Genomic DNA, 25,480 nt, shown 5'->3' on the forward strand with positions numbered 1-25,480 from the left:
AATGGATGGTGGTCCCCGGTCGAGCAGATGAGATCCCCCCGCACCCCCCTCTGCCGAGCCGGGTAGCGGACAACAGAAGGTCGGCACAGCAGTAGAGCCGACAGATGGTGTTGAATTTCCTTCGGGGCCCTGGTGCCGTACGGCACCAGGGCCCCTCGACACGTTTCCGCAGCGAGGTGGCATGACATCGGACAACCCCCTGAATGATCATCTGGACGACGACGACTACCCCGCCTACACGATGGGTCGGGCAGCCGAGATGCTCGGCACCACGCCGGCTTTCCTGCGGGCCCTCGGTGAGGCGCGTCTGATCACTCCGCTCCGCTCGGAGGGAGGGCACCGCCGCTACTCCCGCTATCAACTGCGCATCGCGGCGCGCGCCCGGGAGCTCGTCGACAAGGGGACTCCGATCGAGGCCGCGTGCCGCATCATCATCCTCGAGGACCAGCTCGAGGAAGCACAGCGCATCAACGCCGCGTACCGCCGTGCCGCCGGCGAATCAGCGGACCGCGTCGAGCCTGAATCCGCCTGAACACGGCGCCTCGGAGAGGGGCAGCGGCGGTCAGGACCTGGCCGCGGCCGAAGAGCAGGGCGAGCACCACGCGCGAGGCCCGTTCGACTTCGGGCTCCGTTTCGTACGCGCCGCGTTCCTTCACCTGAGTGAGGAAGGCTCCACGTCGCAGGGTCACGACTCAACCGCCTTTCCTGGTCTCGTAGTTGCGGTGGGGACAAGAGGACGAGCTCGCCTGTCTGGCGACGTCCCACTCTCGGCGCAGTTGCCGCAGTGGCGGCCGACCTGGCCTGGCGCACGCCCCGGGCCATCGCGTCAGCGCCATCCGGGCCGTGCTGTGCGACGGACGGCGCTATGAGGTCATGTCGCCCCCAGTTCTCGCGGCTTGGCGATCACCCTCAGGGCTCGATGTTCTCCAGGTCTTCCAGAAGGCTGGGGTGCTTCGGTTCCCAGCCGAGCGTCTCCCGGGTGTGGGTGCTGGACGCGGGCTGGTCGTTCGCGAAGATCGGGCCGAGGGGGCCGTACGTCTCCGCGGGGACCGACTTGACCGGCAGGCCCAGCCGCCGGCCGATCACGCCGGCGATGTCACGTACTTGATCTCCCTCGTCGGCCACAGCGTGCCAGGACGTGCCGGCATCCGCCTGCTCCAGGGCGAGCCGGAAGAGGGCCGCCGCGTCGAGGGCGTGCACGGCCGGCCAGCGCTGGGTGCCGTCACCCGGGTATCCGGACACACCGGTCCGCCGTGCGATGTCGGTCAGTAGGCCGGCGAAGCCGCCCTGGCCCTGGTTGTGCACGGTGCGCGGCAGGCGGACGGTCGTGCTCCGCACCCCGCGCGATGCCAGGTCCAGCACCGCCGTGATGGCGCGGCCGCGGCCTCCGACCGGTCCGTCGGTCGGCACCGGGTCGGTCTCGACGGAGACGCGGCCGGGCACGGAGGGCGTACCCGAGGCCGCGACGAAGGGGCGGTCGCTGCCGACGAGTTGCTTGCCGATGGCCGCCAGGGCGGCACTCTCTTCGCTGATTCCCTGCGCGAGGGCCTCGGGGCTGCTGAAGTCGTTGCTGAATGCCAGGTGGATCACTCCGTCGGTCCGGGCGGCGCCGGCGCGAAGGGTGTCCAGGTCGGCGAGTGCTCCCCGCAACGGTTCTGCCCCGGCCGCCTCGACGGCCCGTACGGATGCGTCGGAGCGGGCGAGGGCCAGGACTGTGTGGCCGTTGCCGAGAAGGTCGGCGACGACGGCGGACCCGATCAGGCCGGTGCCGCCGGTGACGAATACGCGCATGAGGAGATCTCCTCCACAAGTGATGGGACTCTTGTCCCATCACTCTACCGCAGTGATGGGACAAGAGTCCCATCACCTATGATGGTGACCATGGCCAGATGGGAACCCGGCGCACGTGAACGCCTTGTCGTAGCGGCTGTCGACCTGTTCACCGAGCAGGGATACGACGCCACGACGGTCACGCAGATCGCCGAGCGCGCCGGAGTCACCAAGAGCACCTTCTTCCGGCACTTCCCCGACAAGCGCGAGCTGCTGGTGGCCGGACAGGAGACGCTGAGCCGACTGCTGGCCGAGGGGATCGCCGAGGCCCCCGCTGAGGCCAGCCCGCTCGAGGCGGTCGCCGCCGGTCTCGTGCGCGCCGCGGGCATGATGGGCCCCGAGAGCCGTGAGTTCGCCCCCCGTCTGAAGGCGGCCGTCGCCGCCAGCACCGAGCTTCAGGAGCGTGACGCGCTCAAGAGCGTGAGCCTCGCGGCCGCGATGAAAACCGCCCTGGTCGCCCGCGGCGTACCCGATCCGATCGCGGCTCTCGCCGGCGAACTGGGCGTTCTCGCCTTCAAGCGGGGATACGCCGACTGGGCCGAAGCCGACCGTGACGACCCGAACGACTTCGCCGGGTACACCCTGGCGGCCCTGGACGAACTGCGTGCGGCGAGCGCGTCGCTGGGCTGACCCGGCGGCCACTTACGGTCATCCGCGATCGCGTATCACCATCGTTCTTGCCCGGAGGAACGAAGGGCGCGCAGGCCGGTGCGGATTTCGCTGACCAGGATCTCGGGTTGTTCCAGGGCCGCGAAGTGCCCGCCCTTGTCGGCCTCGGTGTAGTGGATCAGATTGCTGTAGGTGTCCTCGATCCAACTGCGCGGCACGCGTGGGATGTCCTTCGGGAAGGCGGTCACCGCGACCGGAAGTGACACCTTCGGGCCGGCGAAGGTGAGTGTTCTGTTCTCCCAGTAGATACGGCCGGACGACGCCGCGCTGTTGGTGAACCAGTAGAGCGATATCGCGTCGAGGATGTCGTCGATGGCCAGGGCGTCCTCGGCGAGCCCTCGGTTGTCGGTCTTGGACTGGAACTTCTCGTAGATCCAGGCTGCTTGGCCGACGGGGGAGTCGGCCAGGGCGAACCCGACCGTCTCCGGCTTCGTGCCCTGGAGGTGGTTCGACCCGCCGAGTTCGCCCGTGTAGAGGGCGAGGGTGTCCACGGCGTCGCGCTGTTCGGGCGTCAGGGTGTCGGGTATCCGTGCGGGAAAGGCGTACTGGGTGTTCAGGTGAATGCCGACGAGCCCCTCGGGTTGCGTTGCCCCGAGGGCGGTGGTGACGACGGCGCCCCAATCGCCGCCTTGCGCGGCCCATTTCGTGTAGCCGAGACGCCTCATCAGCTCCGCCCATGCGCTCGCAATGCGCGATACGGTCCACCCGGTCTGCGTGGGCTTCTGGGAGAACCCGAACCCGGGGAGCGACGGGACGACGACGTCGAATGAATCGGCGGCGTCCCCTCCGAACGAGACCGGATCGGTCAGCGGGCCGATCAGCTTGAGGAAGTCGAGGATCGAGCCCGGCCATCCGTGCGTGAGCAGCAGCGGCAGTGCGTCGGGGTTCTTGGACCTGACGTGGAGGAAGTGGATGTCCAGCCCGTCGATCTCGGTCAGGAACTGGGGGAAGCGGTTGAGCTCGCTCTCCAGGCGCCGCCAGTCGTAGCCGTGCTCCCAGTAGTCGATCAGAGACTTGGCGTTCTCTGCGCGAACCCCCTGCGACCAGTCGCCCACCGTTTCCGGATCTGGCCAACGAGTCCTGGCCAGCCGCTGCTTGAGGTCGTCGATCTCTGATTCCGGGATCGAGACGGTGAACGGGCGGACGAGGGGCGAGGCGGGCGGTGTCGGTGCGGTCATGGCCTTCTTCTCATCTCCTGAGCTTCGAGGCGCGGCACAACTCTTCATTGCACACGTCTGTACAGTCAATCTCACTGTACACCCGTGTGCAATACTGACGCCGTGCCCACCGAGTCCTCCCGCGTGCGCTCGATGAAGGAGACACGCGAACGCATCCTCGACGTCGCCCTCGATCTCCTCGGAGAGAACCCCGACGCCGGAATGGGCGAGATCGCCTCCACCGCCGGCGTCGTCCGGCGCACGGTCTATGACCATTTCCCCTCGCGCCTCGACCTGGTTCGGACGCTCACGGAGCGGGCCGTCACCGAGATGACAGCCGTGCTCACCGAAGTCAACGCCTCCGGCGCGGAAGCGGACGCGGCGTGGGTCGAATTCATCGCCCGCCTCTGGCCGGTCGTGCACCGGTACCGAGTGCTGCTGGCGCTGCGCCGTGGCGAGTACGGCGAAGTCATCCACGCGCTGCTCGGACCAGTCGACGAGCTCCTCGCCGACCTCGTGAAACGGGGCCAGGACGCCGAGGTGTTCGCCCAGCACCTGCCGGCGGACATCCTCAGCCAGATCGCCTACGGCGTCGTCTTCGCCATCGCGGACAGCGACCGGTCGAACGGAACCCTCGGTCCCCGAGCAGCGACGATCACGAGCCTGCTGATGCTGGGAGTTCCCGAGACACGCGCCATCGCGCTCGCGGGCGACCAGCCCTGACCCACAGCGCGCGGGCAGTCGGCTCCGGCTCAGATCCCTTGCCAGTCGGACTTGTTGACGAAGGTGTACCGGAAGTAGTCGTCGACCCGGCATGCTGTCGGGCGCGGTCAAGGCGTGAGAGCGGGCAGAGGGTGCCGGCCGTCTCCGTGGTGAGGCGTCGTTGCGCCGACCGCACGCCGCTGCCGCCCGTGCCGTTCTCTGTCGGCACGGTTGACGTGACGTCAGCGTAGGTCTGGCGAGGGCTCGTTGCCGCGGCTCGGCTAGCGTGTTCGCATGGTCGATCTCAAGCAGCCACGGCTGTCCGGGCTGGGGCGGAACCCGGCCGCTCCGGTGGACGTCCTGATGCGCCTGGCCATGCACGGGGCCGGCCGCCACGGTCTGGAGACGCGCAAGGGGCAGCTGCCGGACGCCGTGGTCGAGGCCCTCCTGACGCACGGCGGCAGGGATTCGGCGGTGCTCCTGCACGGAGACCGAATCTCCCCGGCGATGCGCCACCGGATCGCCGGGCATCCCGACCCGGCGATCCGCGACGCCCATGCCGACTTCATCCGGACCATGGTGGAGTGCGGAGTGTCGACTGGTATCGAGAATCTGGTCGAGGCCTACGGCCGGCCACCGGCGGAACTTGCAGCCGCCTCCGATCCCAAGCTGCGGGCGATCGTCGCGGAGGCCTGGCGTGACCGGCCGACGACCGTGCAGCTGGCGCTGCTGACCGATCCGGACCCGGGGGTGCGGGCCGCGGCCACCAGGGCCAAGCATCCCGGGGTTCCCCCTGAGCTCTACGCGCGCTGCCTCGCCGATCCGGCCGTCCAGGCCAACGTCGCACGTTATCTCCCCCTGACGTCGGATCAGTTCGTCCGGCTGTTGAAGGCCGAGGACAAGACCGTGCTGCACGCAGTGGCTCGCAACCCGCACCTGACCGCCGACATGGTGGTTCAGTTGCAGGACTGTGCGGATCCGTCCGTACGCTTCGCGGTGGCCTTCAGCCGCCACGTCACCGCCGAGACCCGCGACCGGCTGCTCGCACTGGTCGAGGCCGAGAAGGCGGCCGGCGGCGTCGACGCCCGTGTCGCCCTCGACTGGCCCTCCTACGAGCCCGACTGGCTCCGGGACGCTCCGCTCGCCGAGCGGTTGAGCTACCTCGACTGCCCGCATGCAGTGATGCGCCGAGTTCTGGCAGACGGCCGGGACCTACCGGACGAGGCCTGGCAGCGCCTGGACGACGACCCCGACGTATCCGTCCGCCGCGCCGCCGCCCGCCGCCCCGGCACACCGCCGCAGGTCCTGGTCCGGCTGCTCCGCGCCCATGGCGACGTACTCCACATCCGGCCGCTGCTGGTGGACCACCCCAACTTCCCGCGCCAGGCACTGCGCGGCTTCGCGGACGAGCCGGACCCGCGGGTGCGCGTTTTCGCTCTGGAGGACCCCGAGCTGCCCGTGTCGGTGCTGCGGCGGTTCGCGGACTTCGAGGAGGGGTTTCTGCGTGCGGGCGCGGCCCGGCATCCCAACGTCACCGCGGAACTGCTGGAGCGACTGATGGCGGACCCGGAACCCAAGGTCGCCGACGAGGCAGCGGCCAACTCCGTGCTGCCGCGGGCGCGGATGGACCGCATCCTCGCCGAGGCCGGCCTCTGACGGCCGTACGGGGTGACGCTTCGGGCAGCGGCCGGACAGCGGGGCGGTAGTCCTCCCGCCGTGCGTGGGCATCTGTGGCACGTGCCCGCTCCGTCAGCTCGTGCGCTGCCGGCCGGTCGGATGGGGCCAGCTGTCATGGACAACGATCTCCCGGGCCGTCACCGGCCCCTGCGGTCTCAGGCCCAGGGCGCCATGAGGACGAAGGAGCGACTGGCCCGGTCGGAGGCCGTGTTCTCAGAGGGGTCGAGCCACAGTTGGAGATTGTCCCGGTGGCGGAGGTAACGGCCGGGGTAGTTGTACGACTCCAGGGCGACCGAACCGGGCGTGGAACCGGAACGGGGGCAGAAGGTGGCGTCCTTCTGGAAGATGGCGGATCTGTCGTTGATGTCCAGCCGGACGCGGAAGGCGTAGTGCCGCACATACCTGCCCGTGGCGTCCCTGAGGGAGTAGCAGCGGGGGTCGGCCAGGCCGGGGACGAAGGTGAAGGTGGCCGCCTGGCGAGTGGCGGCGGAGCTGTCGGCGCCGACCGGGCCGAGGACGCCGAGTGAGCCGGACTGGGTGACGTAGGCGCCGGGGGAGTCGACCGAACGCAGGGCGTGCGGCCCCGAGATCCGCGCCTCGGCCCTCGTCGCCGGGGAGGCGGTCGGCGTCGATGTGGGTGGCGGTGTCGATTTCGACACCGGTGTCGGCGTCGCCGTCGGGGAGACGGACGGCCTCGGGGACGGCGACACGGACGAGGCGCCGGCCGCCGGCGGCGCCACGACGGCGGGCCGCTCGGCCTGTTCGTGTGATCCCGTGGCGGCGTACCAGGCCACACCGGCAGCCGCCAGCGTCACGGCACCTGCGGCTGCCGCCGCCGTGGGCTTGGCGGCCAGCTTGCCGAGCGTCCGCGCCGCACGGCTCGCACCGCTCGCCGTGTGTGTGCTCGTGCTCGTGCTCGCGGTCGCTCCGGCAGAGCCTTCCCCCAGTGCCCTGGCAAGCACCAGGCCGGTCAGGGCGACCGGCACCGGCACCAGTGCGAGGTCGGCCAGCAGTCCCTCCGCCGGTATCAGGTCGGACGAGTTCGACAGGCACTGCGGACAGTCGCGGACGTGGCGTGCCAGCCGCTTGCGCCACAGTCCGGACGGCCGCCCGTCCCATGAGGCGAGCACGGTGGCCAGGTCGGGGCAGCGCGGCGAGGCCGTCACGGCCCGTACGACGGTACGCGCCGTCTCCAGCCGCTCCTTGACCCGCTGGACCCGGACCGCCGCGTGCTGCGGTGTGAGGCCGCAGGCCGTCGAGAGCTCGCCGCGGGTCAGTTCACCGGCGCTCTCCATCCACCACAGTGCGAGTACCTCGCGTTCCTCGTCCTCCAGCCAGCGGGTTGCCTCCACCGCTTCACGCCGCTGGCCGGACAGCGCGAGCCGAAGGATCGCCAGGTCGGCGAAGTCGGCCCGCGGGTCCGCTTCATGGGCGTTCTCCTCCAGGGGGTCCGCGGCGAGCCAGGTGCGCCCCTTGCGCCACCGGTCACGGATCTGTCGCACGGTGATGGCGACGAGCCAGGACCGGAACCGATCCGGTCGCTCCAGACCGGGCAACCCGTCCAGGACCCGCACCATCGTCTCCTGGACCACGTCGTCGACGTCGCTGTGCCCGTCCAGCGCCCGCCCGACGATGTTGTAGACCAACGGCAGGCAGTCCCGTACCAGTTGTTCCGCGGCCTGCGCGTCCCCGGTCCGTGCCGCCTCGACGACGGCGACGTCCGGTTGTTCCTGCCTGTTCCGCGAGCGCACGCTGCCCACCCGTCCCGTGGTCCTGTCGATGTGTCGAGGCGACAGTGTGCCAGGAGCGGAGCCGGACGACGCGTGTCGGGGCGCCCCCGGATGCCGCCCCACCTTTTCGTAGGTCCCGGGCTTTTCGTTATGCGCGACGCGCCGACGCGTCTCCTGATGTGCACGATCCCGTCCCGGGCACGAAGGGGGCAACACTGCTTTGCTGCTTTCCCCCCTCTTGACACTCGCTTTTACCTAGCCCTAACTTTTGGCCGAATTCGCGAACGACGTCCGTGATTTCGAACAAAAGTGGGTCTGTCGACCCCCTGTCGGGCACCCGCACCAGAGACAGGACACGCACATGGCAAGAGTGCTCACCCGGCTCGCGGCGATATTCCTCGCCGCCGGCCTCTTCTTCACCTCCCAATCCCTGGCCGCACCTCAGCGGGCGGCCGCCGCCGACCCGGGCTATCTGATGCTGCACTTCACCGGTGAGGGATCCGGCGGTCAGCAGATGTACCTCGCGCACAGCACGGACGGCCTCCACTGGAACGACCTCAACGGCGGGGCTCCGATCCTGCGTTCCACGATCGGCACGAAGGGGGTGCGCGACCCCGCACTGGTGCGCTCGCCTGACGGCAGCAAGTACTGGATCATCGCGACCGATCTGTGCATCAGCTGCGGGCAGGACTGGAACGCCGCCATCAACAACGGCAGCCGCAACCTCGTGGTGTGGGAGTCCACGGATCTCGTCAACTGGTCGGAGCCGTGGCTGCTCAACGTCGCCGGTGCGATCCCCGACGGACGCAACGCCTGGGCGCCGGAGGCGATCTGGAACCCTGAGACCAGCGACTACGTGCTGTACTGGTCGACGAACGTGCCCCTCAACGGCAAGACGAAGCACCGCGTCTTCTACGCCCGCACCAGCGACTTCCGCACCATCACCACCCCGCAGATCTACATCGACCGCCCGGGCGCCCAGGAACTCATCGACACGCAGATCGTCGAAGTGCCCGCCGGCGTCGGCGCCTACCGCTACGTACGCGCCTCCGGCGACGGCCAGATCACCCTCGAGGGCAGCAACTCGATCCTCGGTACCTGGACGACCCTCGGCAACCTCTCCGGCATCGGCCTGACCGGCGCCCAGGTGGAGGGCCCGATGTGGATGAAGTTCCGCGACCGCAACGAGTGGACCCTGTACCTCGACCAGTACGCCTCCAGCGGCGGGTACATGCCGGTCAGGACGACCGACCCCTCCGCCGTCGGCACCTACCAGCTCCCGGCATCGGGCAGCTACAACATGGGCGTCAGCAAGAAGCGCCACGGCTCGATCCTGAACCTCACCGCCGCCGAGGAAGCCCGCGTCCTCGGCCGGTATGTCAACACCCCGGCTCAGCGGCTCCAGTCGTTCAACTTCCAGGACCGGTACGTACGGCACGCCGACTTCGACGTGCTCATCGACCAGAACGTCACCAGCGACGACGCCAAGTTCCGGCTGCGGCCCGGCCTGGCGGGCACCGGCACCGTCTCCATCGAGTCGGTGAACTACCCCGGATACTTCCTGCGTCACGCCAACTACGACTTCCAACTGGTCCGCAACGACGGCACGGCCCAGTTCGCCGCCGACGCCACCTTCCGCAAGGTCGCCGGCCTCGCCGACGCCACCTGGTCGTCCTTCCAGTCCTACAACCACCCCGACCGCTACATCCGCCACTACGCCTACAAACTGAGGCTCGACCCGATCACCACCGCGACCGGACGCGGCGACGCCACTTTCCGCGTGACGAGCTGACCCGACAGCGACAGGGATGCCGACGCCGCCCCGGGGCGCCGGCATTCCGACACGGCCCGCTGGTTCCCGTACAAACCACCCTCAGGAGCCCTGAGTTGAGACCGCTGGAACCTGAGCTCTCTGCGTTCATGCGTGAGTACGAGCGGGCCAACAACAGCCACGACGTCTCACAAGTCGTGCCGTTCATCGCCGAGGATGCCGTGTACTGGTTCTCGGACGGTTCGCATCGCGGCATCGAGGAGATCCGATCCGCGATCGCGAAGACGTTCGCGAGGATCCTCGACGAGGTGTATGAGGTGCGCGAACTGGAGTGGCCTGTGCTCACCGCCGATGTCGCTGTGTGTCGCTATGCATTCGCCTGGACCGGCGTCATCGACGGTGAACCGCGGTCCGGCCAGGGCCGGGGCGCCAACGTCATCGTGCGGAGGGACGGCGAGTTGAAGATGCTGCATGAGCATCTCAGTTCCTGATCCATGGCGGGCGCTCACCCTCCAGACGGCACTGTGAGCGTCCCGCCGCCGGCCCCCCCTGGCGTGTCAGTCGGTGTGGAGCATCTGCTTGCGCAGGCCGGTCAGGATGCGTGAGATCAGGCGGGAGACGTGCATCTGGGAGATGTTCAGGCGCTCACCGATCTGCGCCTGGGTGAGTTCCTCGACGAAGCGCAGATGGAGGATGCGGCGGTCGCGTTCGCTGAGGTCGCTGATGAGGGGCGCGAGGGCGTGGAAGTCCTCGACGAGGGCGAAGTCGGGTTCCTCCTGGCCGACGAAGTGGGCGAGCGTCGCGTTCTCCTCGTCGGGGTCGTTGCCCACGGCGGCGTCGAGGGACGCGGACGTGTAGCCGTTGGCCGCGATCTGGGCCTCGATGACCTCGTCCTCCGTCAGGCACATCAGCTCGGCGAGTTCGGAGACCTTGGGGGCGCGGCCGAGACGCGACCCGAGTTCGTCGACGGCCTTGGCGAGTTCGGAGCGGGCCTCCTGGAGGCGGCGGGGCACATGCACCGACCAGGAGGTGTCCCGGAAGAACCGCTTGATCTCCCCGACGATGTAGGGGACCGAGAAACTGGTGAACTGCACGTCGCGGGAGACCTCGAACCGGTCGATGGCCTTGATCAGTCCGATGGTGCCGACCTGTATGACGTCTTCCATGTCCTGGCCGCTGCTGCGGAAGCGCTTGGCCGCGAAGCGCACCAGCGACATGTTCATCTCGATGAGGGTGTTGCGGGCGTATTGGTGCTCGGGGGTTCCCTCTTCCAGCGTGGCCAGTTGGTCGAGGAACAGCCTGGTCAGCTCTCGGGCGTCCTGGGGGGCGACCTTTCGCGGTTCGGTGATGCGCGGCAGCTCAGTAGCAGCTTCCGTCGTCACGTGCACGCGTGTCGTCACAGTTGTCAGCCTTCCCCTGGTCCCACAACCTGCCCCTGCTGGGACAGGACGTCTTGTCGGGGCGCGCTTACCCGGCTTCGCGCTCTTCATGCCCCTCGTCGTCATCCGTTGGAGGGAACCGGCCGGGTGCCGACTGCCGCAAGGCAAGCACATCGTGCCGGGTGAGACGCGGTCCGGGCGGTGCAGGAGGGGTGAACGCGGTCTTCACGAGACCTTCGCCACAGCCGTAGGTCGCGGCCCTCGGGGTACTCGATCCGCATGGCAGGACAGAACTCTGATCAAGGCGGGTCGCCGACCGACACTTGCCATTTGACAACTATAGTCGGCAGGCAACAAAGTAGCGGTGTCGGACGCGCATGGGGAAGGATCTTGAATGTTCCGGCGGGCGGGGGAAGCTCCGTGCACTGATCCTCGGGACCCGTGCGCGACGCGAGGTCCGGTTCCGCGGCGGATCGCTCAGGCGGTCCGGCTGTCGGACGACTCGGCGTCGTCGTGCATCTGCAGGGCCGCGGCTTCGCAGAACGCGTCCAGCCCCTCCATCAGCGCGGTCCGCTTGGCGGCGGGCATCTGGTCGAGGACCGCCCGCAGCACCTGCTCCCGGCGCGCGCGCAGGTCGACGAGGAAGGCCCGCCCCCGGCTGCTGAGGTGCAGCCGCACCTCCCGCCGGTTGGCCGGACTCACCACGCGCTCCACGAAGCCCGCGGCCTGCAGTCGGTCGCACAGGCGACTGGTCGAGGGCGGGGTGGAGGCGAGGTGGTCGGTGAGGGTGCGCAGGTTGATGCCGTCGTTGTGTTCCAGGACGAACAGCACGCGCAGTTGGGACGCGGAAGCGGGGGCGGTCGATGCGCGGCCCCACAGCACTTCCAGCAGTTCGCCGGCCGTGGAGGTCATACGAGCGACCTCGTCGGGCTCCGGGCGGGGGCGGAAGGCAGTCACAGTCACACTTTCGCAGGCACTGGGATGTCCGTCAGCGTACTAGGTGCGCGGGCGGGCCATTGAGGCATTGGGCGACGGTCGAGGCCGGGACGAGCGAGTTCGCTGTCCTGTGGGCTCCGTGGCCTCCGGCAACAGATAGGTGTGTTTTCCATCGTGAACAGATTCGTGGCCGCTGAGCGCGCACTGCGCAGGGCGGCGCCCCATGCGTTGCTCGACGCTCTCCGCGCCGCACTGCTCGAACAGTACGGCGCGGAGGATGTCGAGCTGTTCATGGCCGACTACGGACTGACCGTGCTCCAGCCGGTATCGGTCCGGCCGCACGTCCTGGAACCGGTGTCGGTGGACAACAGCCCGGCCGGCCGGGCTTTCGGTTCGCAGCGGCCGTACCGCGAGGAGCTGCGGGAGGGGCGGACGCGTCTGCACCTGCCGGTCAGCGTGCGGGGCGACCGGGTCGGCGTGCTGTCCGTGACCCTCGACGGGGGTGAGGACGCGCGGCAGTGCGAGCCCGAACTGCTGGAGATCGCCGACGTGCTGGGGCGCGAGGTGGTCGTGGCCGAACGGGACACCGATCTGTACTTGCAGGCCCGGCGCAAGGACCGGCTCACGCTGGCCGCCGAGATGCAGTGGCAGCTGCTGCCGGGCTGTGCCTGCACCCGCCCGGAATTCGCCCTGGGCGCCCAGCTGGAGCCCGCCTACGCCATCTTCGGCGACAACTTCGACTGGGCCGCCACGGCCGAGCGGCTGACGCTGTACGTCACCAACGGCATGGGGGAGGGCATAGAGGCGGCTCTGCTGACCAACCTGGCCATCAACGCCCTGCGCAACGCCCGGCGGGCCGGCATCCCCATCGCCGACCAGGCCGCCCTGGCGGACCAGGCCGTGTACGCCCATTACCGGGGGCGCAGCTATCTGTCCGTCCTCATGTTCGACTTCGACCTGTCCACCGGGCGGGCCGTCGTCGTGGACGCGGGCTCCCCGCAACTGCTGCGGCTGCGCGGCGGCACCGTGGAGCGCATCGCCTTCGACGCCCAGCTGCCCCTGGGCATGTTCGAGGAGACCGACTACGTGGCCCAGGACTTCCACGTCGAACCGGGGGACCGGCTGGTCTTCGTCAGCGACGGTGTCCACGCCGTGGCTTCGCCCAAGGGGGAGGCGTACGGCGAGGCGGCCCTGGCCCGCGCCATCCACTCCACCCGGCTGCTGCCCGCCGCCGAGGTGCCGCGCGCGATCCTGCGGGAGCTGACCGGTCACCGCGGCGAGGCGGTGGCGGACGACGACGCTCTCGTCGTCTGCCTGGACTGGCGGGGACGGCCGGCCGGGGGAGGAGATGCCGGACTTTCCTTGTGACGATCGTGTGTTGTTGGCCCAGCGCCCCCGCGCTAACGTTTGCCGTACGGCAATAATTCTCTCGTGGCTTGCCGTACGGTCGGCCGCAGGGGCGCTCGACAGGAAGAAGATCTAGTGGTGGAGCACGATACGGCCCCCGAAGTGGCAGAGCAGCTCAGCGAGTTCCTCAAGCGACGCCGTGAGCAGATCGCCCATCGATGGGCGGACGCCGCCCTGTTCAGCAACGTCTTCACCGTCTCCCGGGACGAGGCCGTCGAGGCGGGCCGGGCGGTGGCGGAAGCCCTGGCGGACGTGGCCCGCTCCGGCCGGCTGGAGGACATCGAGGCCCCCGGCTTCGACACCGTCAGGGACCAGCTGGGCCGCATGACCAGTGCCCGCACCCAGTCCGGGTACACCCCCTCGCAGATCGCCCGCGAGGTGGCCGGACTGCGCGCCCCCGTCGCCGCACTGCTGCGGGCCGAGTTCGACGACCCCGCCGACGAGCGCATGCATGCCTGCCTGCTGGACCTGACGGTCCTGATGGGCACGCTCCGCGTGGTGGTCATGGAGACGACGATCAACGCCGGCGAGGAACTGATCGCCCGGCAGCGCCAGCAGCTGCTGGAGGTGGCCACCCCGGTCATCGAACTGTGGGAAGGCATCGTCGCCGTACCGCTGATCGGAACCCTGGACAGCTCCCGCAGCCAGATCGTCATGGAGAGCCTGCTGGAGGCGATCGTGGAGCGGCGGGCCCGGTACGCCATCCTCGACATCACCGGCGTGCCGACCGTCGACTCGCTCGTCGCCCAGCACCTGATGAAGACGGTCGCCGCGGCCCGGCTGATGGGCGCGGAGTGCATCGTCTCCGGTATCCGTCCCGCGATTGCGCAGACCATCGTCCACCTCGGCATCGATCTCGGCTCGATCCTCACCCGGGCCGGGCTCGCCGAGGCCCTGGCCTACGCGCTCACCCAGCAGGGCATCGCCGTCTCCGCCCGCCCGACCGCCGGAGCGGATTCGCGGTGACCGACTTCCCCGCCATCCACCCGGAGCCCGTGCCGGTCCTGGCGTTGGGAGACATCCTCCTGGTCACCCTGCGGGGGGACCTGTACGACGGAGCGGCCGAACAACTTCAGTACGACATCACCCAGCGCATCGCGAACAGTCCGGTGCCAGTGGGCGGTGTCGTGATCGACCTGTCAGGTGTGGAGATCGTGGACTCCTTCCTCGGTCGGATCCTGGCCGAGATCGCCGCGAGCGCCCGTCTGCTGGCCACCCGGACGATCCTGGCCGGCATGCGCCCGGCCGTGGCCATCACGCTGGTGGAGCTGGGCCTCACCCTGCCCGGCCTGGACACCGCACTGGACGTCGACAGGGCCCTGGCCCTGTTGGGCCGCGCTCCCTCCGTGGTCCGGCCCGCTACCGCGGAAGAGGGTGCGTGATGCATGCTCCCCTCACCCCGACGACACGACTGCCCATCGGCTCGGACGCCGACCTGGCCTGGCTGCGCCAGCATGTGCGGCAGTGCGCCGCAGACCTCGGCTTCGGCCTCGTCCAGCAGACGAAGCTGGTCACGGCGGCCAGCGAGCTGGCCCGCAACACCCTCGTCCACGGCGGCGGAGGGCACGTGGAGATCACGACGCCGACGGACGGGGCGCGCCGCGGACTGCGGCTGTCCTTCGTCGACAGCGGCCCGGGCATCCGTGACGTCGACCTGGCCCTGACTGACGGCTACACCACCGGCGGAGGACTCGGCATGGGTCTGAGCGGTGCCAAGCGGCTCGTCCAGGATTTCGTCCTGGACACCCGTCCGGGCTCGGGCACCACCGTCACCATCACCGAATGGGTCTCCGGCTTTCCGGCGCCCCGCCCGGGGGTGCGGTGAGCAGGGTCTGGGACGTGCCCGTCCCCGAAACCACCCGGGTCCGCGACGTCCGCGTCGCGGCCGAGAGCGCCTGCGCCGCGGCCGGCCTCGACGCACGTTCCACGGACGCCGCGGCGCTGGTGGCCACCGAACTCGCGACCAACCTCGTCAAACACGCCAGCGGCGGCCGCATCGTGATCAACCTGACCAAGCCCGCCGCCACCCTCGCCGATCCCGCGCACCGGGTGCAGATCACCTCGCTCGACCACGGACCGGGCATCGCCGACGTCGAAGCGGCCCTGCGCGACGGCTACACCACCCTCGCCTCCTCCCTGGGCGCGGGCCTGGGAACCTGCCGCCGCCTGGCCGACGACTTCGACCTGCACAGCCGCCAGGGACAGGGCACCATCGCCGTGGCCCGGATCGGCCCCGCCGCGGCGCGTGTGCCGTCCCGCCGACGACCGGCCCCCGCGGGCGCGGGCACCCGGGCCGGCGGCATCAACGCCCCCCTCGCCCACGACGAGTACTCCGGAGACGCCTTCGCCTGGGTGCGCTCCGGCCCCCGGATCACCCTGATGCTCGCGGACGGGCTCGGCCACGGAGCGAAGGCCGCCGAGGCGTCCGGCGCCGCCGTGGCGGAACTGCACCGGCGAGCCGGTCTGCCGCCCGCCGACATCCTGCGGCACCTGCACTCCGCGCTGCGCCCCACCCGCGGCGCGGCCGTCGGCATCGCCCAGCTCGACGAGGACACACAGCAGCTGTCGTTCGCCGGAGTGGGCAACATCGGCGCCCGGCTCCGGGCCGGCGGCGAGTGGCGGCCGCTCGTCTCGCACCCCGGCATCGTCGGCGCCCACTTCCCCGCGACCGTGCCGCGCCACGCCTCGGCCTGGCGTCCCGACAGCCTGCTCATCCTGCACAGCGACGGACTCCCCAGCCGCTGGACCCCTCCGCAGGACGCCAGCCTGCTCGGCCACGACCCCGCCGTGACGGCCGCCGTCGTCCTGCGTGACGGCAGCAGCGCCGCGCGACCGCTGCGCGACGACACCACGGTGGCCGTCCTCGCGCCCGACCCGGACGGACGTCCATGACCGCGACCCCAGACGTCTGGAAGATCACCTCGGTCGCCGACGCGGCCGAGGTCCGGGCCGCCCTCGACCGCGTCGTCACCGCCGCCGAAGTGCCGCCGCTGGAACGGGCCCGCTTCCTCACCTCGCTCACGGCGCTGCTGCGCCGCTGCCTCGAACGGCACGGCGACTGGGAACTCCTGCCTCGCGTCCGGCAGGTCACCGAGGAGCAGGCCGGACGGCTCGACGTCACGGTGCGGCCGGTCGGCTCGATGGCACCGGACCCCGCGGACGAGCCCGCCCTGTCCTGCCCCCTGCCCCGGCCGACCGAGCCCACCCTCGACGCGGGCGCACCGCTCACGGCGGCCCTGCTGCACTCCGACGAGCACACCGCGGCCGTCCTGAACCTCCTCGACGAACAAGAACGCCTGCTGCACCTGCACCGCGAGGAGCTGCACCAGACCAACCAGGGCGTCCTGGCCCTGCACGCCGACCTGGAAGCCGCTTCCCGGGTCCAGCGCGAGCTCCTCGACGCCGAGCGGGCCGCCCGCGCCGAAGCCGAGCGGGCCCGGCGTCTGCTGACCTTCCTCACGGACGCCAGCGCCGCCATCTCCGCGTCCCTCGATCCGGACGCCATCCTGCGCAGCCTCGCCGATCTGCTCGTACCCGAGTACGCGCAACACCTCGACGTCTGGCTCTTCGACGACGAACAGGAGCACACCGACGACGACCGTCCACACCCGGTACCGCACCACGCGGCGGCCGCCGTGACCGCGGCCCGCACCGGCCGGCCGCAGCACGCCGCCGCCCATCCCGGCGCGCTGCCCGGCGTGGCCGACCTCCCGCCGTCCGCGCTGTCCCCGGACCGGCCGCTGCTGGCCATCCCGCTCACGGCCCGGCGTCTGCTGGGTGTGCTCACCCTCACCGCCCCCGGTCCCCGGTTCGATCCGGACACCAGCGTGATGCTGGTCGAACTCGCCCGCCGCGTGGGCGTCGCCCTGGACAACGCCCGCCGCTACGAGCAGTACCGCGACACCGCGGAGGCCCTCCAGCGCGCCCAGCTCACCCAGCTGCCCACGGTGCCCGGTCTGCTGCTGGCCGCCCGATACCTGCCCGCCACCCGGGGCCTGAACATCGGCGGGGACTGGTACGACGCCTTCCTGCAGCCCGACGGCAGCCTGCTGGCCGTCATAGGCGACGTCACCGGCCACGGACTGCACGCCGCCGTCGTCATGGGCCAGCTGCGCACCGCGCTGCGCGCCTACGCGGTGGAGACCGACAGCCCGGCGGAGATCCTCACCCGCCTGCACCGCATGCTGGGCCACCTGCAACCGGAGCTGTACGCCACCGCGATGATCGCCCGGTTCCGGCCGGGCGAACCGGAAGTCGTCTGGGCCTCGGCCGGACACCCCCCGGCGGTGGTGCGCGGCGCGGACGGGTCGGTGCGGGTTCTGGAGACCCGGCCCGGCGTGATGCTGGGCATCCCCATGCCCTTCGTGTACACCGACCACCGCGCCGACCTGCCCGTCGGGTCCTCCCTCGTGCTGTACACCGACGGCCTGGTCGAGCGGCGGGCGCTCGGCATCGACGCGGGCATAGCACGCCTCGGCCAGGCCCTGGGCACCCTGAGCGGTCCGGAACTCCAGCAGGACCCGCAGGCCGTGGCGGACGCCCTGCTCAAGCCCCTCCTGCACGACTCCGAACGCGACGACGACATCTGCCTGCTGCTGTGCCACACCGTCCCACCGGCCGGGCAGTGAGGCGCGGACAGCGCGCGACCGGCCCGTTCCCGGGTGAGCCTGCTGCGGACCGAGCCCTCGGGTAGCGTGAAGGCCACCAGGCGAGAGGGCGGATGCCGTGAATGCCCCTGAACCCCTTCCCTCCGTGGAGGCCCGGCTGCGTGCGGCCGCTCCGCACCGTTTGGTCACCACCGCTCGCCGGGTCCTCGCCGAGCGGGTGGGGGCCCGGGACGTGACGCTGCTCCTCGCCGACTACGGCCTCTCGGTGCTGCAGCCGGTGTCCCACCTGCCGGACACCGGCGCTCAGGTCCCCGCCCACGACGGCCCGCAGGGCAGGGCCTTCGTCGAACAGAGCCCGGTGATCGAAGTCGTCGACGCGCAGGCCGGACATCAGGTGCATCTGCCGGTCACCGTGCGAGGAGACCGCGTCGGCGTCCTGACCGTCCGGCTGCCGGCGGACGCCGCCACCCCGGACCTCGTGCTGCAGCTCGCCGACTTCGCGACGGGACTCGGCCACGAGGTCGTCACCGCCGGACGGGACACCGACCTCTTCCTCCTGGCCCGCCGCACCCGCCGCCTCACCCTGGCGGCCGAGATGCAGTGGCAGCTGCTGCCGGGGCGCGGCTGCGCCCGCGAGGAGTTCACCCTCAGCGCCCATCTGGAACCCGCGTACGCCATCGGCGGCGACAACTTCGACTGGTCCGCGGACGCCGAACACCTGGTCCTCACCGTGACCGACGGCACGGGACACGGCATCGAGGCCTCGCTGCTGACCAGTCTCACGGTCGCCGCCCTGCGCAACGCCCGCCGCGCCGGCGTGTCGCTCGCCGACCAGGCGAGCCTGGCCGACCAGGCCGTGTTCGCCCAGTACGGCGGGAAGAAGTACGCCTCCACCCTGCTGCTGGACTTCGACCTGGCCACCGGCACGGTCCACGCGGTGGACGCGGGATCGCCCCAGCTGTTCCGCCAGCGCTCCGGGCACACCGAGCGGGTCGAACTGGAGGCACAGCTCCCGCTGGGGATGTTCGAGGAGAGCCTCTATGAAGCGCAGACGCTCCCGGTCGAGCCCGGTGACCGTCTCCTCGTCGTCAGCACCGGTGTGCACGCCACCCGCTCCGCCGCGGGCGATGTCTTCGGTGAGCGGGTGCTGTGCCAGATCCTGAGCGCGACCCGTGCCGCTGAGCCGCACGAGACCGCCCGCGCGGTCATCGCCGGGCTGATCGAGCACTACGGCAGCAGCGAGCTGGCGGCCGACGCGGCTGTCGTCTGCCTGGACTGGCACGGCCGACCTGGCTGACCCGGCCGACACCCGACTGACCTGCCTGACCGGGCCGGGGGCCGGTGCCGGTGCCGGGGCCTCAGGAGTCGGTGGTGCCGCTCCGTCGGCCTTCTTGTGCCGACAGGAAGGCGCGCATGCCCCGGAGCAATGCCTCGCGTTCGGCCGGTTCCATCGCCGCGAGGACCACGGCGAGCGCATGCGACCGGTGCACGGCCACCTCGCCCAGTACCTGCCGGCCGTGACCGGTGAGGTGGAGCTGCACCTCGCGTCTCTTGTGCGGGTGCAGTACCCGCTCCAGCAGGCCGGCCGCCTCCAACCGGTCGCACAGCCGGCTCGCGGTCGGCAGCCCTATCTCCATGCCTTCCGCCAGGGCGGTGAGGTTGAGACCCGGACCCGACTCCAGAATGCGCAAGGCCCGCAGCTGGTGCGCCGACAGCCGCATGCTCGCCTCCTGCCCGGCCGCCGACCACAGGTGCGCCAGCCCGTCCACGGCATCGGACATCTCCCGTGCCAGGGAAAGAGCCTTGTCGCCCGGGCCGCCTGGCCGGTCGTGCCCGAAGCCGCCGAGCCGACTCACGACCCCATGGCCTTCAGCAAGCGCGTGCGCATACGCATACCACCCTCATCCCAACGCGGTACCCGAAGCGTCGCCTGCCAAGCACCGCACCCGAGCCATCGTAGGGACGCCTGTTGAACGCGCGAATGGTCCCGCCCGGCAGCGATGGTCATGCGGCACCTCCACGCGTGGCCCCGCCCGCCCCGAACACGCTCCGTCGGCCAGGCCCTGGGAGCCGTGTCAGCCGCCGAGGTTCGGCACGGGAGGATCGAGCAGGGTGAGCCGCGCGGTGATCCGTTTGCCGACGGGTTCCCGATGCGCCTCGAAGCCGTCGGCCACCGCCATGACGATCTCCAGTCCGTGCTGGCCCACTCTCCCGGCATCGGCCCTGCGCGCCGTCGGAAGAACCGGTTCGGTGTCCCACACCGTGATCTCCAGCCAGTCCCCGGCGGCACGCAGCTCCAGCATGACCGGACCGGGCGCGTACTTGAGGGCGTTGGTGACCAGCTCGCTGACCACCAGCTGCGCCAGCTCCAGGGCGCGCGCCGACACCGGAAGAGCGTGGTCGGAGCGCGCGCGTGCCAGGAACTCAGCCGTCCTGGCCCTCGCGTCGGCGATGCAGCCGGCCGCCCCGTCCAGGGCCAGGGCCGTCTCGACCGGCGCTTCTTCCGGCATCCAGGAACACTCCTTGTCCGGGACTGGCTCCAGGACGGTGGTCTGCAGTACCCCGTTCATGAGCGCGCGCCTACCCGGGAATTCCCGTCTCAGTCCTGGCCACACTTCACGAACGAGCCCGCCACAGGCATCGTGCGCCCGGTGACGGGGCAGCGTTGGCAACGAAGACGTGACCCGGCCCGACCGAGCATGCAGAGGACGCGAGTGGCAGACAACCAGAAAGCAGCGGGTCACGGCCGTCTGTCCGTGACCAGGACCGACGCCGACGGCGTCACGGTGCTCAGCCTCGACGGCGAGGTGGACCACCACAGCGTGGGCGCTCTGAGCCGGGCCCTGCCGCCGGCGGACGCCAGCGCCGCCACACGGGTCGTCGTCGATCTGACCCAGGTGACGTTCATGGACTCCAGCGGGGTCAACGCCCTGATCGCCGCCCATCAGGCCACCGTGGCGGCGCGGGGCTGGCTCCGGCTCGTGGGCGTGCGGGGCGCGGTGTTGCGCACGGTGCAGCTGGTCGGGCTGGATCTCATCGTCACCTGTCACCCGAACCTCGATGAGGCGCTGGCGCATTGAGGCCTTGTCCGCGGCGCCAAACCCTTACAGGTGCCCGGATCAGCCTTGGTCATGCCGTTTCCGAGGCACGAATTGGGGGCACCTGGGAGTCTCCGGGCCGGCTTTGGTTGTCGCGCGACAACTGAGTTAACCTTCACCGGATTTCTTCATCGTGCGCGTTGGTGAAGTGCGGAAATGCGGGCGGGGTCGGTCACGGCCCGGCCCGGTTCCGAGTCCTCGGAGAGAGGGCTCTTGGGGAGCGGAACGAGGGTGCGCATGACCGGCAAGACGATCGAGGACGTGGACCGGTCCCCGGGGGAGCCGGAACTGCGGCAGCTCCTGGCGGGACTGACCGCCGTCCGTGACGGTGACTTCGGCACCCGGCTGCCGGGCGACGGCGAGGGTCTGCTCGGCGACATCGCCACGGTCTTCAACGGCATGGTGGACCAGCTGTCGCTGTTCACCTCCGAAGTCACCCGCGTGGCCCGCGAAGTGGGCACCGAGGGCACCCTGGGCGGCCAGGCCGAGGTGCCGGGCGTGTCGGGCACCTGGGCGGACCTGACCGACTCGGTCAACGCCATGGCGGGCAACCTCACCACCCAGGTGCGTGACATCGCCCAGGTGGCGACCGCGGTGGCCAAGGGAGATCTGTCGCAGAAGATCGACGTGCCAGCGCGGGGCGAGATCCTCCAGCTCAAGGAGACCGTCAACACGATGGTCGACCAGTTGTCGGCGTTCGCCGACGAGGTCACCCGGGTGGCCCGTGAGGTCGGCAGCGAGGGCCGGCTGGGCGGCCAGGCCCAGGTCCCAGGGGTCGGCGGTGTCTGGCGGGACCTGACCGACTCCGTGAACTTCATGGCGGGCAACCTCACCGCGCAGGTCCGCAATGTCGCCCAGGTGACGACCGCGGTGGCGCAGGGTGATCTGTCGCAGAAGATCACGGTGGATGCGCGGGGCGAGATCCTGGAGTTGAAGAACACCATCAACACGATGGTGGACCAGTTGTCGGCGTTCGCCGACGAGGTCACCCGGGTGGCCCGTGAGGTCGGCACCGAGGGCCGGCTGGGCGGCCAGGCCGACGTCAAGGGCGTCAAGGGCACCTGGCGGGATCTCACCGACTCCGTGAACTTCATGGGAGGCAACCTCACCGCGCAGGTCCGCAATGTGGCCCAGGTGGCCACCGCGGTGGCGCAGGGTGATCTGTCGCAGAAGATCACGGTGGATGCGCGGGGCGAGATCCTGGAGTTGAAGAACACCATCAACACGATGGTGGACCAGTTGTCGGCGTTCGCCGACGAGGTCACCCGGGTGGCCCGTGAGGTCGGCACCGAGGGCAATCTGGGCGGCCAGGCGATCGTCCGTGGTGTGTCGGGGACCTGGAAGGACCTGACGGACAACGTCAACGTGATGGCCTCGAACCTGACCGGCCAGGTCCGTTCCATCGCCCAGGTGGCCACCGCCGTCGCGCGGGGCGACCTGTCACAGAAGATCACCGTCGAGGCCAAGGGCGAGGTCGCCGCCCTGGCCGACGTCATCAACACGATGGTCGACACGCTGTCCGCGTTCGCCGACGAGGTGACCCGCGTCGCCCGCGAGGTCGGCACCGAGGGCCGGCTCGGGGGACAGGCGCATGTGCCGAACGTGGCCGGCACGTGGAAGGACCTGACGGACAACGTCAACTCCATGGCCAACAACCTCACCGGCCAGGTCCGCAACATCGCCCTGGTGACGACGGCCGTGGCCAACGGCGATCTGTCGAAGAAGATCGATGTCGACGCCCGCGGCGAGATCCTGGAGCTGAAGACCACCATCAACACGATGGTCGACCAGCTGTCGTCGTTCGCCGCCGAGGTCACCCGCGTCGCCCGTGAGGTGGGCAGTGAGGGCCGGCTGGGCGGTCAGGCCGAGGTGGAAGGCGTCGAGGGCACCTGGAAGCGCCTCACGGAGAACGTCAACGAGCTGGCGGGGAACCTCACCCGGCAGGTGCGGGCGATCGCCGAGGTCGCCAGCGCCGTCGCCGAGGGCGACCTCACGCGGTCCATCAGGGTGGAGGCCTCGGGCGAGGTCGCCGAACTCAAGGACAACATCAACTCCATGGTGGAGTCCCTGCGCGAGACCACCCGGGCAAACCAGGAGCAGGACTGGCTCAAGACCAACCTCGCCCGCATCTCCGGCCTGATGCAGGGCCACCGGGATCTGCCGGTCGTCGCCGAACTGATCATGGACGAGCTCACGCCGCTCGTCACCGCCCAGTACGGCGCCTTCTACCTGGCGGAGGACACCGAGGGCGGGCCCGAGCTGCGGCTGGTGGGCTCGTACGGCTGGCCCGACGACGTCGACCGGCCCGTACGCATCCCCGTGGGACGCTCGCTGGTGGGGCAGGCCGCCCGCAGCCGGCGGGTCATCGCCGTCGACGATCTGCCGCCGGGCTACGTGACCATCTCCTCCGGCCTCGGGCAGGCCGTGCCCAGCGCTCTCGTGGTACTGCCGATCGTGATGGAGGAGCAGGTCCTCGGCGTCATCGAGCTGGCGTCCGTCATCCCCTTCACCCAGATCCACCAGGACTTCCTGGCCCAGCTGATGCCCACCATCGGCGTCAACCTCAACACCATCGTGGCCAACGCCCGCACCGACGAGCTGCTGGACGAGTCCCAGCGGCTGACCGCCGAACTGCAGTCGCGGTCCGAGGAGTTGCAGACCCAGCAGGACGAACTGCAGCGCTCCAACGCCGAACTGGAGGAGAAGGCCTCCCTCCTGGCCTCGCAGAACCGGGACATCGAGGCCAAGAACCTGGAGATCGAGCAGGCCCGCCAGGAGCTGGAGACCCGCGCCCAGCAGCTGGCCCTGGCGTCCAAGTACAAGTCGGAGTTCCTGGCCAACATGAGCCACGAACTGCGCACCCCGCTCAACAGCCTGCTGATCCTGGCCCAGTTGCTCGCTCAGAACCCCTCACGCAACCTCACCCAGAAGCAGGTCGAGTACGCGGGCATCATCCACTCGGCGGGCTCCGACCTGCTGCAGCTGATCAACGACATCCTCGATCTGTCGAAGGTCGAGGCCGGCAAGATGGATGTCGCCCCCGAGCGCGTCCCGCTGCGCAAACTCCTGGAGTACGTCGAAGCGACGTTCCGCCCGATGACGACCCAGAAGAGCCTCGACTTCACGGTGGCCACCGCACCGGGCACCCCCGCCGACCTGCTCACCGACGACTCCCGGCTGCGTCAGATCCTGCGCAACCTGCTGTCGAACGCGGTGAAGTTCACCGAGCAGGGCGGCGTGGAACTGCGGATCGAACCCGCGGCCGACCGCGAGGTGCCCCTGGGCGTCCTGCGCGGCGGACCGATCGTCGCCTTCCGCGTCAAGGACACCGGCATCGGCATTCCCCCGCAGCAACTGGAGACGATCTTCGGCGCGTTCCAGCAGGCGGACGGAACCACCAGCCGCAAGTACGGCGGCACCGGCCTGGGACTGTCGATCACCCGGGAGATCGCGCACCTGCTCGGCGGGGCCGTCACCGTCGACAGCACCCCCGGACAGGGCAGCACCTTCACGCTCTACCTGCCCGTGGCCCGCGCCGACTTCGAGGACGTGCTCGGCAGCTCCCGGTCGCCGGAACAACTGGACGACGACGCCTCCACCGAGGCGCCGGCCGGTGCCCTGGTGGCGCCCGAGCAGCGCAGGCGCCGCCTGCTCGTGGTGGAGGAGCGGCTGCGCGGACTGCTCACGCTGGTCGCCGAACGCGCGGCCGCGGACGTCGCGCACAACCCCGACGACGCGCGCGGAGCGGTCGACATCATCACCGCCGTCGGCGCCCAGGAGGCGGCCGCGGCGCTCGCCGCCGAGCCCTGCCACTGCGTGGTGCTGGAACTCGGCATGCCCGACGAGGAAGGCGCGCAACTGCTGGAAGCCATGCAGGGCGACTCGGCGCTGACCAGCGTGCCCGTGCTCGTCCACACCAGCCAGCGGGTGGACCTGGCCTGGGAGAAGTCCCTGCGCGCCCGCGCGGGCGGCCGTCCCCTGGTCTTCCTGTCCAGCCTGGACGAACTGCGTGAACAGATCACGCTGCACCTGTCCGCCGAGGAGCCCGGTGACGTGCTGCCGCTCGTGCGCGCCGAGGAGCCCCATCAGGCCCTTCCACCGGTGATGGACGACTCCTTCCTCGGCCGCACCGTCCTCGTCGTCGACGACGACGCGCGCAACCTCTTCGCCCTCAGCGGGGTGCTGGAACTGCACGGCTTCCAGGTCCTGCACGCCGACAACGGCCGCAAGGGCATCGAGATGCTGCTCGCCCATCCCGAGATCTCCCTGGTGCTGATGGACGTGATGATGCCGGAGCTGGACGGCTACGCCGCCACCGCGGAGATCCGGCAGATGCCGCAGTACGCCGACCTGCCCATCATCGCCGTCACCGCGAAGGCCATGCCGGGCGATCAGGAGAAGAGCCTCGCCTCGGGCGCCAACGACTACGTCACCAAGCCCGTCGACGCCGACGACCTCATCGGCCGCGTCCGGCGCTGGCTTCCCGCATGAGGAAGGACCACGCCGTAGCCGGCCCC

General features: G+C 70.3%; 22 protein-coding genes. 15 read left to right on the forward strand and 7 right to left on the reverse strand.

The genetic code is table 11. The features are described 5' to 3' along the window. The first annotated feature begins 181 nt into the window (after positions 1–181). Positions 182–532 carry a helix-turn-helix domain-containing protein gene (locus CRP56_RS40400; RefSeq protein WP_097272737.1) on the forward strand — a complete coding sequence of 117 codons (351 nt, stop codon included), beginning with the start codon at positions 182–184 and terminating at the stop codon, positions 530–532. Between the two features lie 377 nt (positions 533–909). Here the strand turns inward: CRP56_RS40400 and CRP56_RS40405 are convergent, their stop codons facing one another. Next, positions 910–1,791, reverse strand: a complete 882-nt coding sequence (locus tag CRP56_RS40405; protein ID WP_097272739.1) for an SDR family oxidoreductase — start codon at positions 1,789–1,791, stop codon at positions 910–912. Positions 1,792–1,881: 90 nt separating this feature from the next. Here CRP56_RS40405 and CRP56_RS40410 point away from each other — a divergent pair, with 90 nt between their 5' ends. Continuing rightward, positions 1,882–2,460 carry a TetR/AcrR family transcriptional regulator gene (locus CRP56_RS40410; protein ID WP_097274972.1) on the forward strand — a complete coding sequence of 193 codons (579 nt, stop codon included), beginning with the start codon at positions 1,882–1,884 and terminating at the stop codon, positions 2,458–2,460. Between the two features lie 35 nt (positions 2,461–2,495). Here the strand turns inward: CRP56_RS40410 and CRP56_RS40415 are convergent, their stop codons facing one another. Beyond that, positions 2,496–3,677: an epoxide hydrolase family protein gene (locus CRP56_RS40415; RefSeq protein WP_097272742.1), complete on the reverse strand. Its 1,182-nt coding sequence runs from the start codon at positions 3,675–3,677 to the stop codon at positions 2,496–2,498. A 102-nt stretch (positions 3,678–3,779) separates the two neighbouring features. On the opposite strand from CRP56_RS40415, the gene CRP56_RS40420 reads away from it, so the two are divergent. After that, entirely contained in the window at positions 3,780–4,379 is a 600-nt protein-coding gene (locus tag CRP56_RS40420) for a TetR/AcrR family transcriptional regulator (RefSeq protein ID WP_097272744.1), read from the forward strand. Between the two features lie 273 nt (positions 4,380–4,652). Then, positions 4,653–6,014, forward strand: coding sequence for a hypothetical protein (locus CRP56_RS40425; protein ID WP_097272746.1), 1,362 nt, complete (start codon positions 4,653–4,655; stop codon positions 6,012–6,014). Between the two features lie 176 nt (positions 6,015–6,190). Here CRP56_RS40425 and CRP56_RS40430 read toward each other — a convergent pair whose 3' ends face one another. Next, entirely contained in the window at positions 6,191–7,786 is a 1,596-nt protein-coding gene (locus CRP56_RS40430) for a sigma-70 family RNA polymerase sigma factor (protein ID WP_097274976.1), read from the reverse strand. A gap of 340 nt (positions 7,787–8,126) precedes the next feature. Between CRP56_RS40430 and CRP56_RS40435 the strand changes: the two genes are divergently transcribed. Continuing rightward, a complete protein-coding gene (locus CRP56_RS40435) occupies positions 8,127–9,557 on the forward strand; it encodes a glycoside hydrolase family 43 protein (protein ID WP_097272748.1) in 1,431 nt (476 codons plus the stop codon). Positions 9,558–9,685: 128 nt separating this feature from the next. Continuing rightward, a complete protein-coding gene (locus CRP56_RS40440; RefSeq protein WP_097272750.1) occupies positions 9,686–10,027 on the forward strand; it encodes a YybH family protein in 342 nt (113 codons plus the stop codon). Positions 10,028–10,093: 66 nt separating this feature from the next. Here the strand turns inward: CRP56_RS40440 and CRP56_RS40445 are convergent, their stop codons facing one another. Together CRP56_RS40445 and CRP56_RS40450 are read right to left on the reverse strand one after the other, a co-directional pair. Then, the gene (locus CRP56_RS40445) at positions 10,094–10,936 is read right to left on the reverse strand and encodes an RNA polymerase sigma factor SigF (protein ID WP_257041632.1); all 843 of its coding nucleotides are present in this window, start codon (positions 10,934–10,936) and stop codon (positions 10,094–10,096) included. A gap of 456 nt (positions 10,937–11,392) precedes the next feature. After that, positions 11,393–11,827, reverse strand: coding sequence for a MarR family winged helix-turn-helix transcriptional regulator (locus tag CRP56_RS40450; RefSeq protein WP_059190636.1), 435 nt, complete (start codon positions 11,825–11,827; stop codon positions 11,393–11,395). Positions 11,828–12,025: 198 nt separating this feature from the next. On the opposite strand from CRP56_RS40450, the gene CRP56_RS40455 reads away from it, so the two are divergent. From CRP56_RS40455 to CRP56_RS40485, 7 genes are all read left to right on the forward strand, one after another. Next, positions 12,026–13,219, forward strand: coding sequence for a PP2C family protein-serine/threonine phosphatase (locus CRP56_RS40455; RefSeq protein ID WP_097272755.1), 1,194 nt, complete (start codon positions 12,026–12,028; stop codon positions 13,217–13,219). A 114-nt stretch (positions 13,220–13,333) separates the two neighbouring features. Then, positions 13,334–14,224 (forward strand): STAS domain-containing protein, encoded by an 891-nt coding sequence (locus CRP56_RS40460; RefSeq protein WP_097272757.1) that lies wholly within the window; start codon positions 13,334–13,336, stop codon positions 14,222–14,224. Continuing rightward, positions 14,221–14,640 (forward strand): STAS domain-containing protein, encoded by a 420-nt coding sequence (locus CRP56_RS40465; RefSeq protein ID WP_097272759.1) that lies wholly within the window; start codon positions 14,221–14,223, stop codon positions 14,638–14,640. The genes CRP56_RS40460 and CRP56_RS40465 overlap by 4 nt, the downstream gene beginning before the upstream one ends. Continuing rightward, complete coding sequence (locus tag CRP56_RS40470) at positions 14,640–15,083, forward strand: ATP-binding protein (protein WP_097272761.1); 444 nt, start codon at positions 14,640–14,642, stop codon at positions 15,081–15,083. The genes CRP56_RS40465 and CRP56_RS40470 overlap by 1 nt, the downstream gene beginning before the upstream one ends. Beyond that, complete coding sequence (locus tag CRP56_RS40475; RefSeq protein WP_097272763.1) at positions 15,080–16,150, forward strand: ATP-binding SpoIIE family protein phosphatase; 1,071 nt, start codon at positions 15,080–15,082, stop codon at positions 16,148–16,150. Before CRP56_RS40470 ends, CRP56_RS40475 begins: the two co-directional genes overlap by 4 nt. Then, positions 16,147–17,886 (forward strand): PP2C family protein-serine/threonine phosphatase, encoded by a 1,740-nt coding sequence (locus CRP56_RS40480; protein WP_097272765.1) that lies wholly within the window; start codon positions 16,147–16,149, stop codon positions 17,884–17,886. The genes CRP56_RS40475 and CRP56_RS40480 overlap by 4 nt, the downstream gene beginning before the upstream one ends. Before the next feature lie 97 nt (positions 17,887–17,983). Next, positions 17,984–19,162, forward strand: coding sequence for a PP2C family protein-serine/threonine phosphatase (locus CRP56_RS40485; RefSeq protein WP_097272767.1), 1,179 nt, complete (start codon positions 17,984–17,986; stop codon positions 19,160–19,162). A gap of 61 nt (positions 19,163–19,223) precedes the next feature. Here CRP56_RS40485 and CRP56_RS40490 read toward each other — a convergent pair whose 3' ends face one another. Both CRP56_RS40490 and CRP56_RS40495 read right to left on the reverse strand, forming a co-directional pair. Further along, entirely contained in the window at positions 19,224–19,721 is a 498-nt protein-coding gene (locus CRP56_RS40490) for a MarR family winged helix-turn-helix transcriptional regulator (protein ID WP_097272769.1), read from the reverse strand. Positions 19,722–19,940: 219 nt separating this feature from the next. Further along, complete coding sequence (locus CRP56_RS40495) at positions 19,941–20,435, reverse strand: ATP-binding protein (RefSeq protein WP_257041639.1); 495 nt, start codon at positions 20,433–20,435, stop codon at positions 19,941–19,943. Between the two features lie 186 nt (positions 20,436–20,621). Between CRP56_RS40495 and CRP56_RS40500 the strand changes: the two genes are divergently transcribed. Both CRP56_RS40500 and CRP56_RS40505 read left to right on the forward strand, forming a co-directional pair. Next, entirely contained in the window at positions 20,622–20,945 is a 324-nt protein-coding gene (locus tag CRP56_RS40500) for an STAS domain-containing protein (protein WP_257041640.1), read from the forward strand. Positions 20,946–21,200: 255 nt separating this feature from the next. Then, positions 21,201–25,454, forward strand: a complete 4,254-nt coding sequence (locus CRP56_RS40505) for a HAMP domain-containing protein (RefSeq protein WP_097272772.1) — start codon at positions 21,201–21,203, stop codon at positions 25,452–25,454. Positions 25,455–25,480: the final 26 nt, after the last annotated feature.

The organism is Streptomyces sp. TLI_55 (genome assembly GCF_900206255.1).
GTDB lineage: Bacteria > Actinomycetota > Actinomycetes > Streptomycetales > Streptomycetaceae > Streptomyces > Streptomyces aquilus.

Excerpts from the sequence above, each read along its gene's own strand:
- CRP56_RS40495 (WP_257041639.1), bottom strand. The coding sequence starts at position 20,435 with ATGAACGGGGTACTGCAGACCACCGTCCTGGAGCCAGTCCCGGACAAG.
- CRP56_RS40440 (WP_097272750.1), top strand. The coding sequence starts at position 9,686 with ATGCGTGAGTACGAGCGGGCCAACAACAGCCACGACGTCTCACAAGTC.
- CRP56_RS40425 (WP_097272746.1), top strand. The coding sequence starts at position 4,653 with ATGGTCGATCTCAAGCAGCCACGGCTGTCCGGGCTGGGGCGGAACCCG.
- CRP56_RS40400 (WP_097272737.1), top strand. The coding sequence starts at position 182 with ATGACATCGGACAACCCCCTGAATGATCATCTGGACGACGACGACTAC.
- CRP56_RS40415 (WP_097272742.1), bottom strand. The coding sequence starts at position 3,677 with ATGACCGCACCGACACCGCCCGCCTCGCCCCTCGTCCGCCCGTTCACC.
- CRP56_RS40505 (WP_097272772.1), top strand. The coding sequence starts at position 21,201 with ATGACCGGCAAGACGATCGAGGACGTGGACCGGTCCCCGGGGGAGCCG.
- CRP56_RS40405 (WP_097272739.1), bottom strand. The coding sequence starts at position 1,791 with ATGCGCGTATTCGTCACCGGCGGCACCGGCCTGATCGGGTCCGCCGTC.
- CRP56_RS40480 (WP_097272765.1), top strand. The coding sequence starts at position 16,147 with ATGACCGCGACCCCAGACGTCTGGAAGATCACCTCGGTCGCCGACGCG.
- CRP56_RS40470 (WP_097272761.1), top strand. The coding sequence starts at position 14,640 with ATGCATGCTCCCCTCACCCCGACGACACGACTGCCCATCGGCTCGGAC.
- CRP56_RS40435 (WP_097272748.1), top strand. The coding sequence starts at position 8,127 with ATGGCAAGAGTGCTCACCCGGCTCGCGGCGATATTCCTCGCCGCCGGC.
- CRP56_RS40450 (WP_059190636.1), bottom strand. The coding sequence starts at position 11,827 with ATGACCTCCACGGCCGGCGAACTGCTGGAAGTGCTGTGGGGCCGCGCA.
- CRP56_RS40410 (WP_097274972.1), top strand. The coding sequence starts at position 1,882 with ATGGCCAGATGGGAACCCGGCGCACGTGAACGCCTTGTCGTAGCGGCT.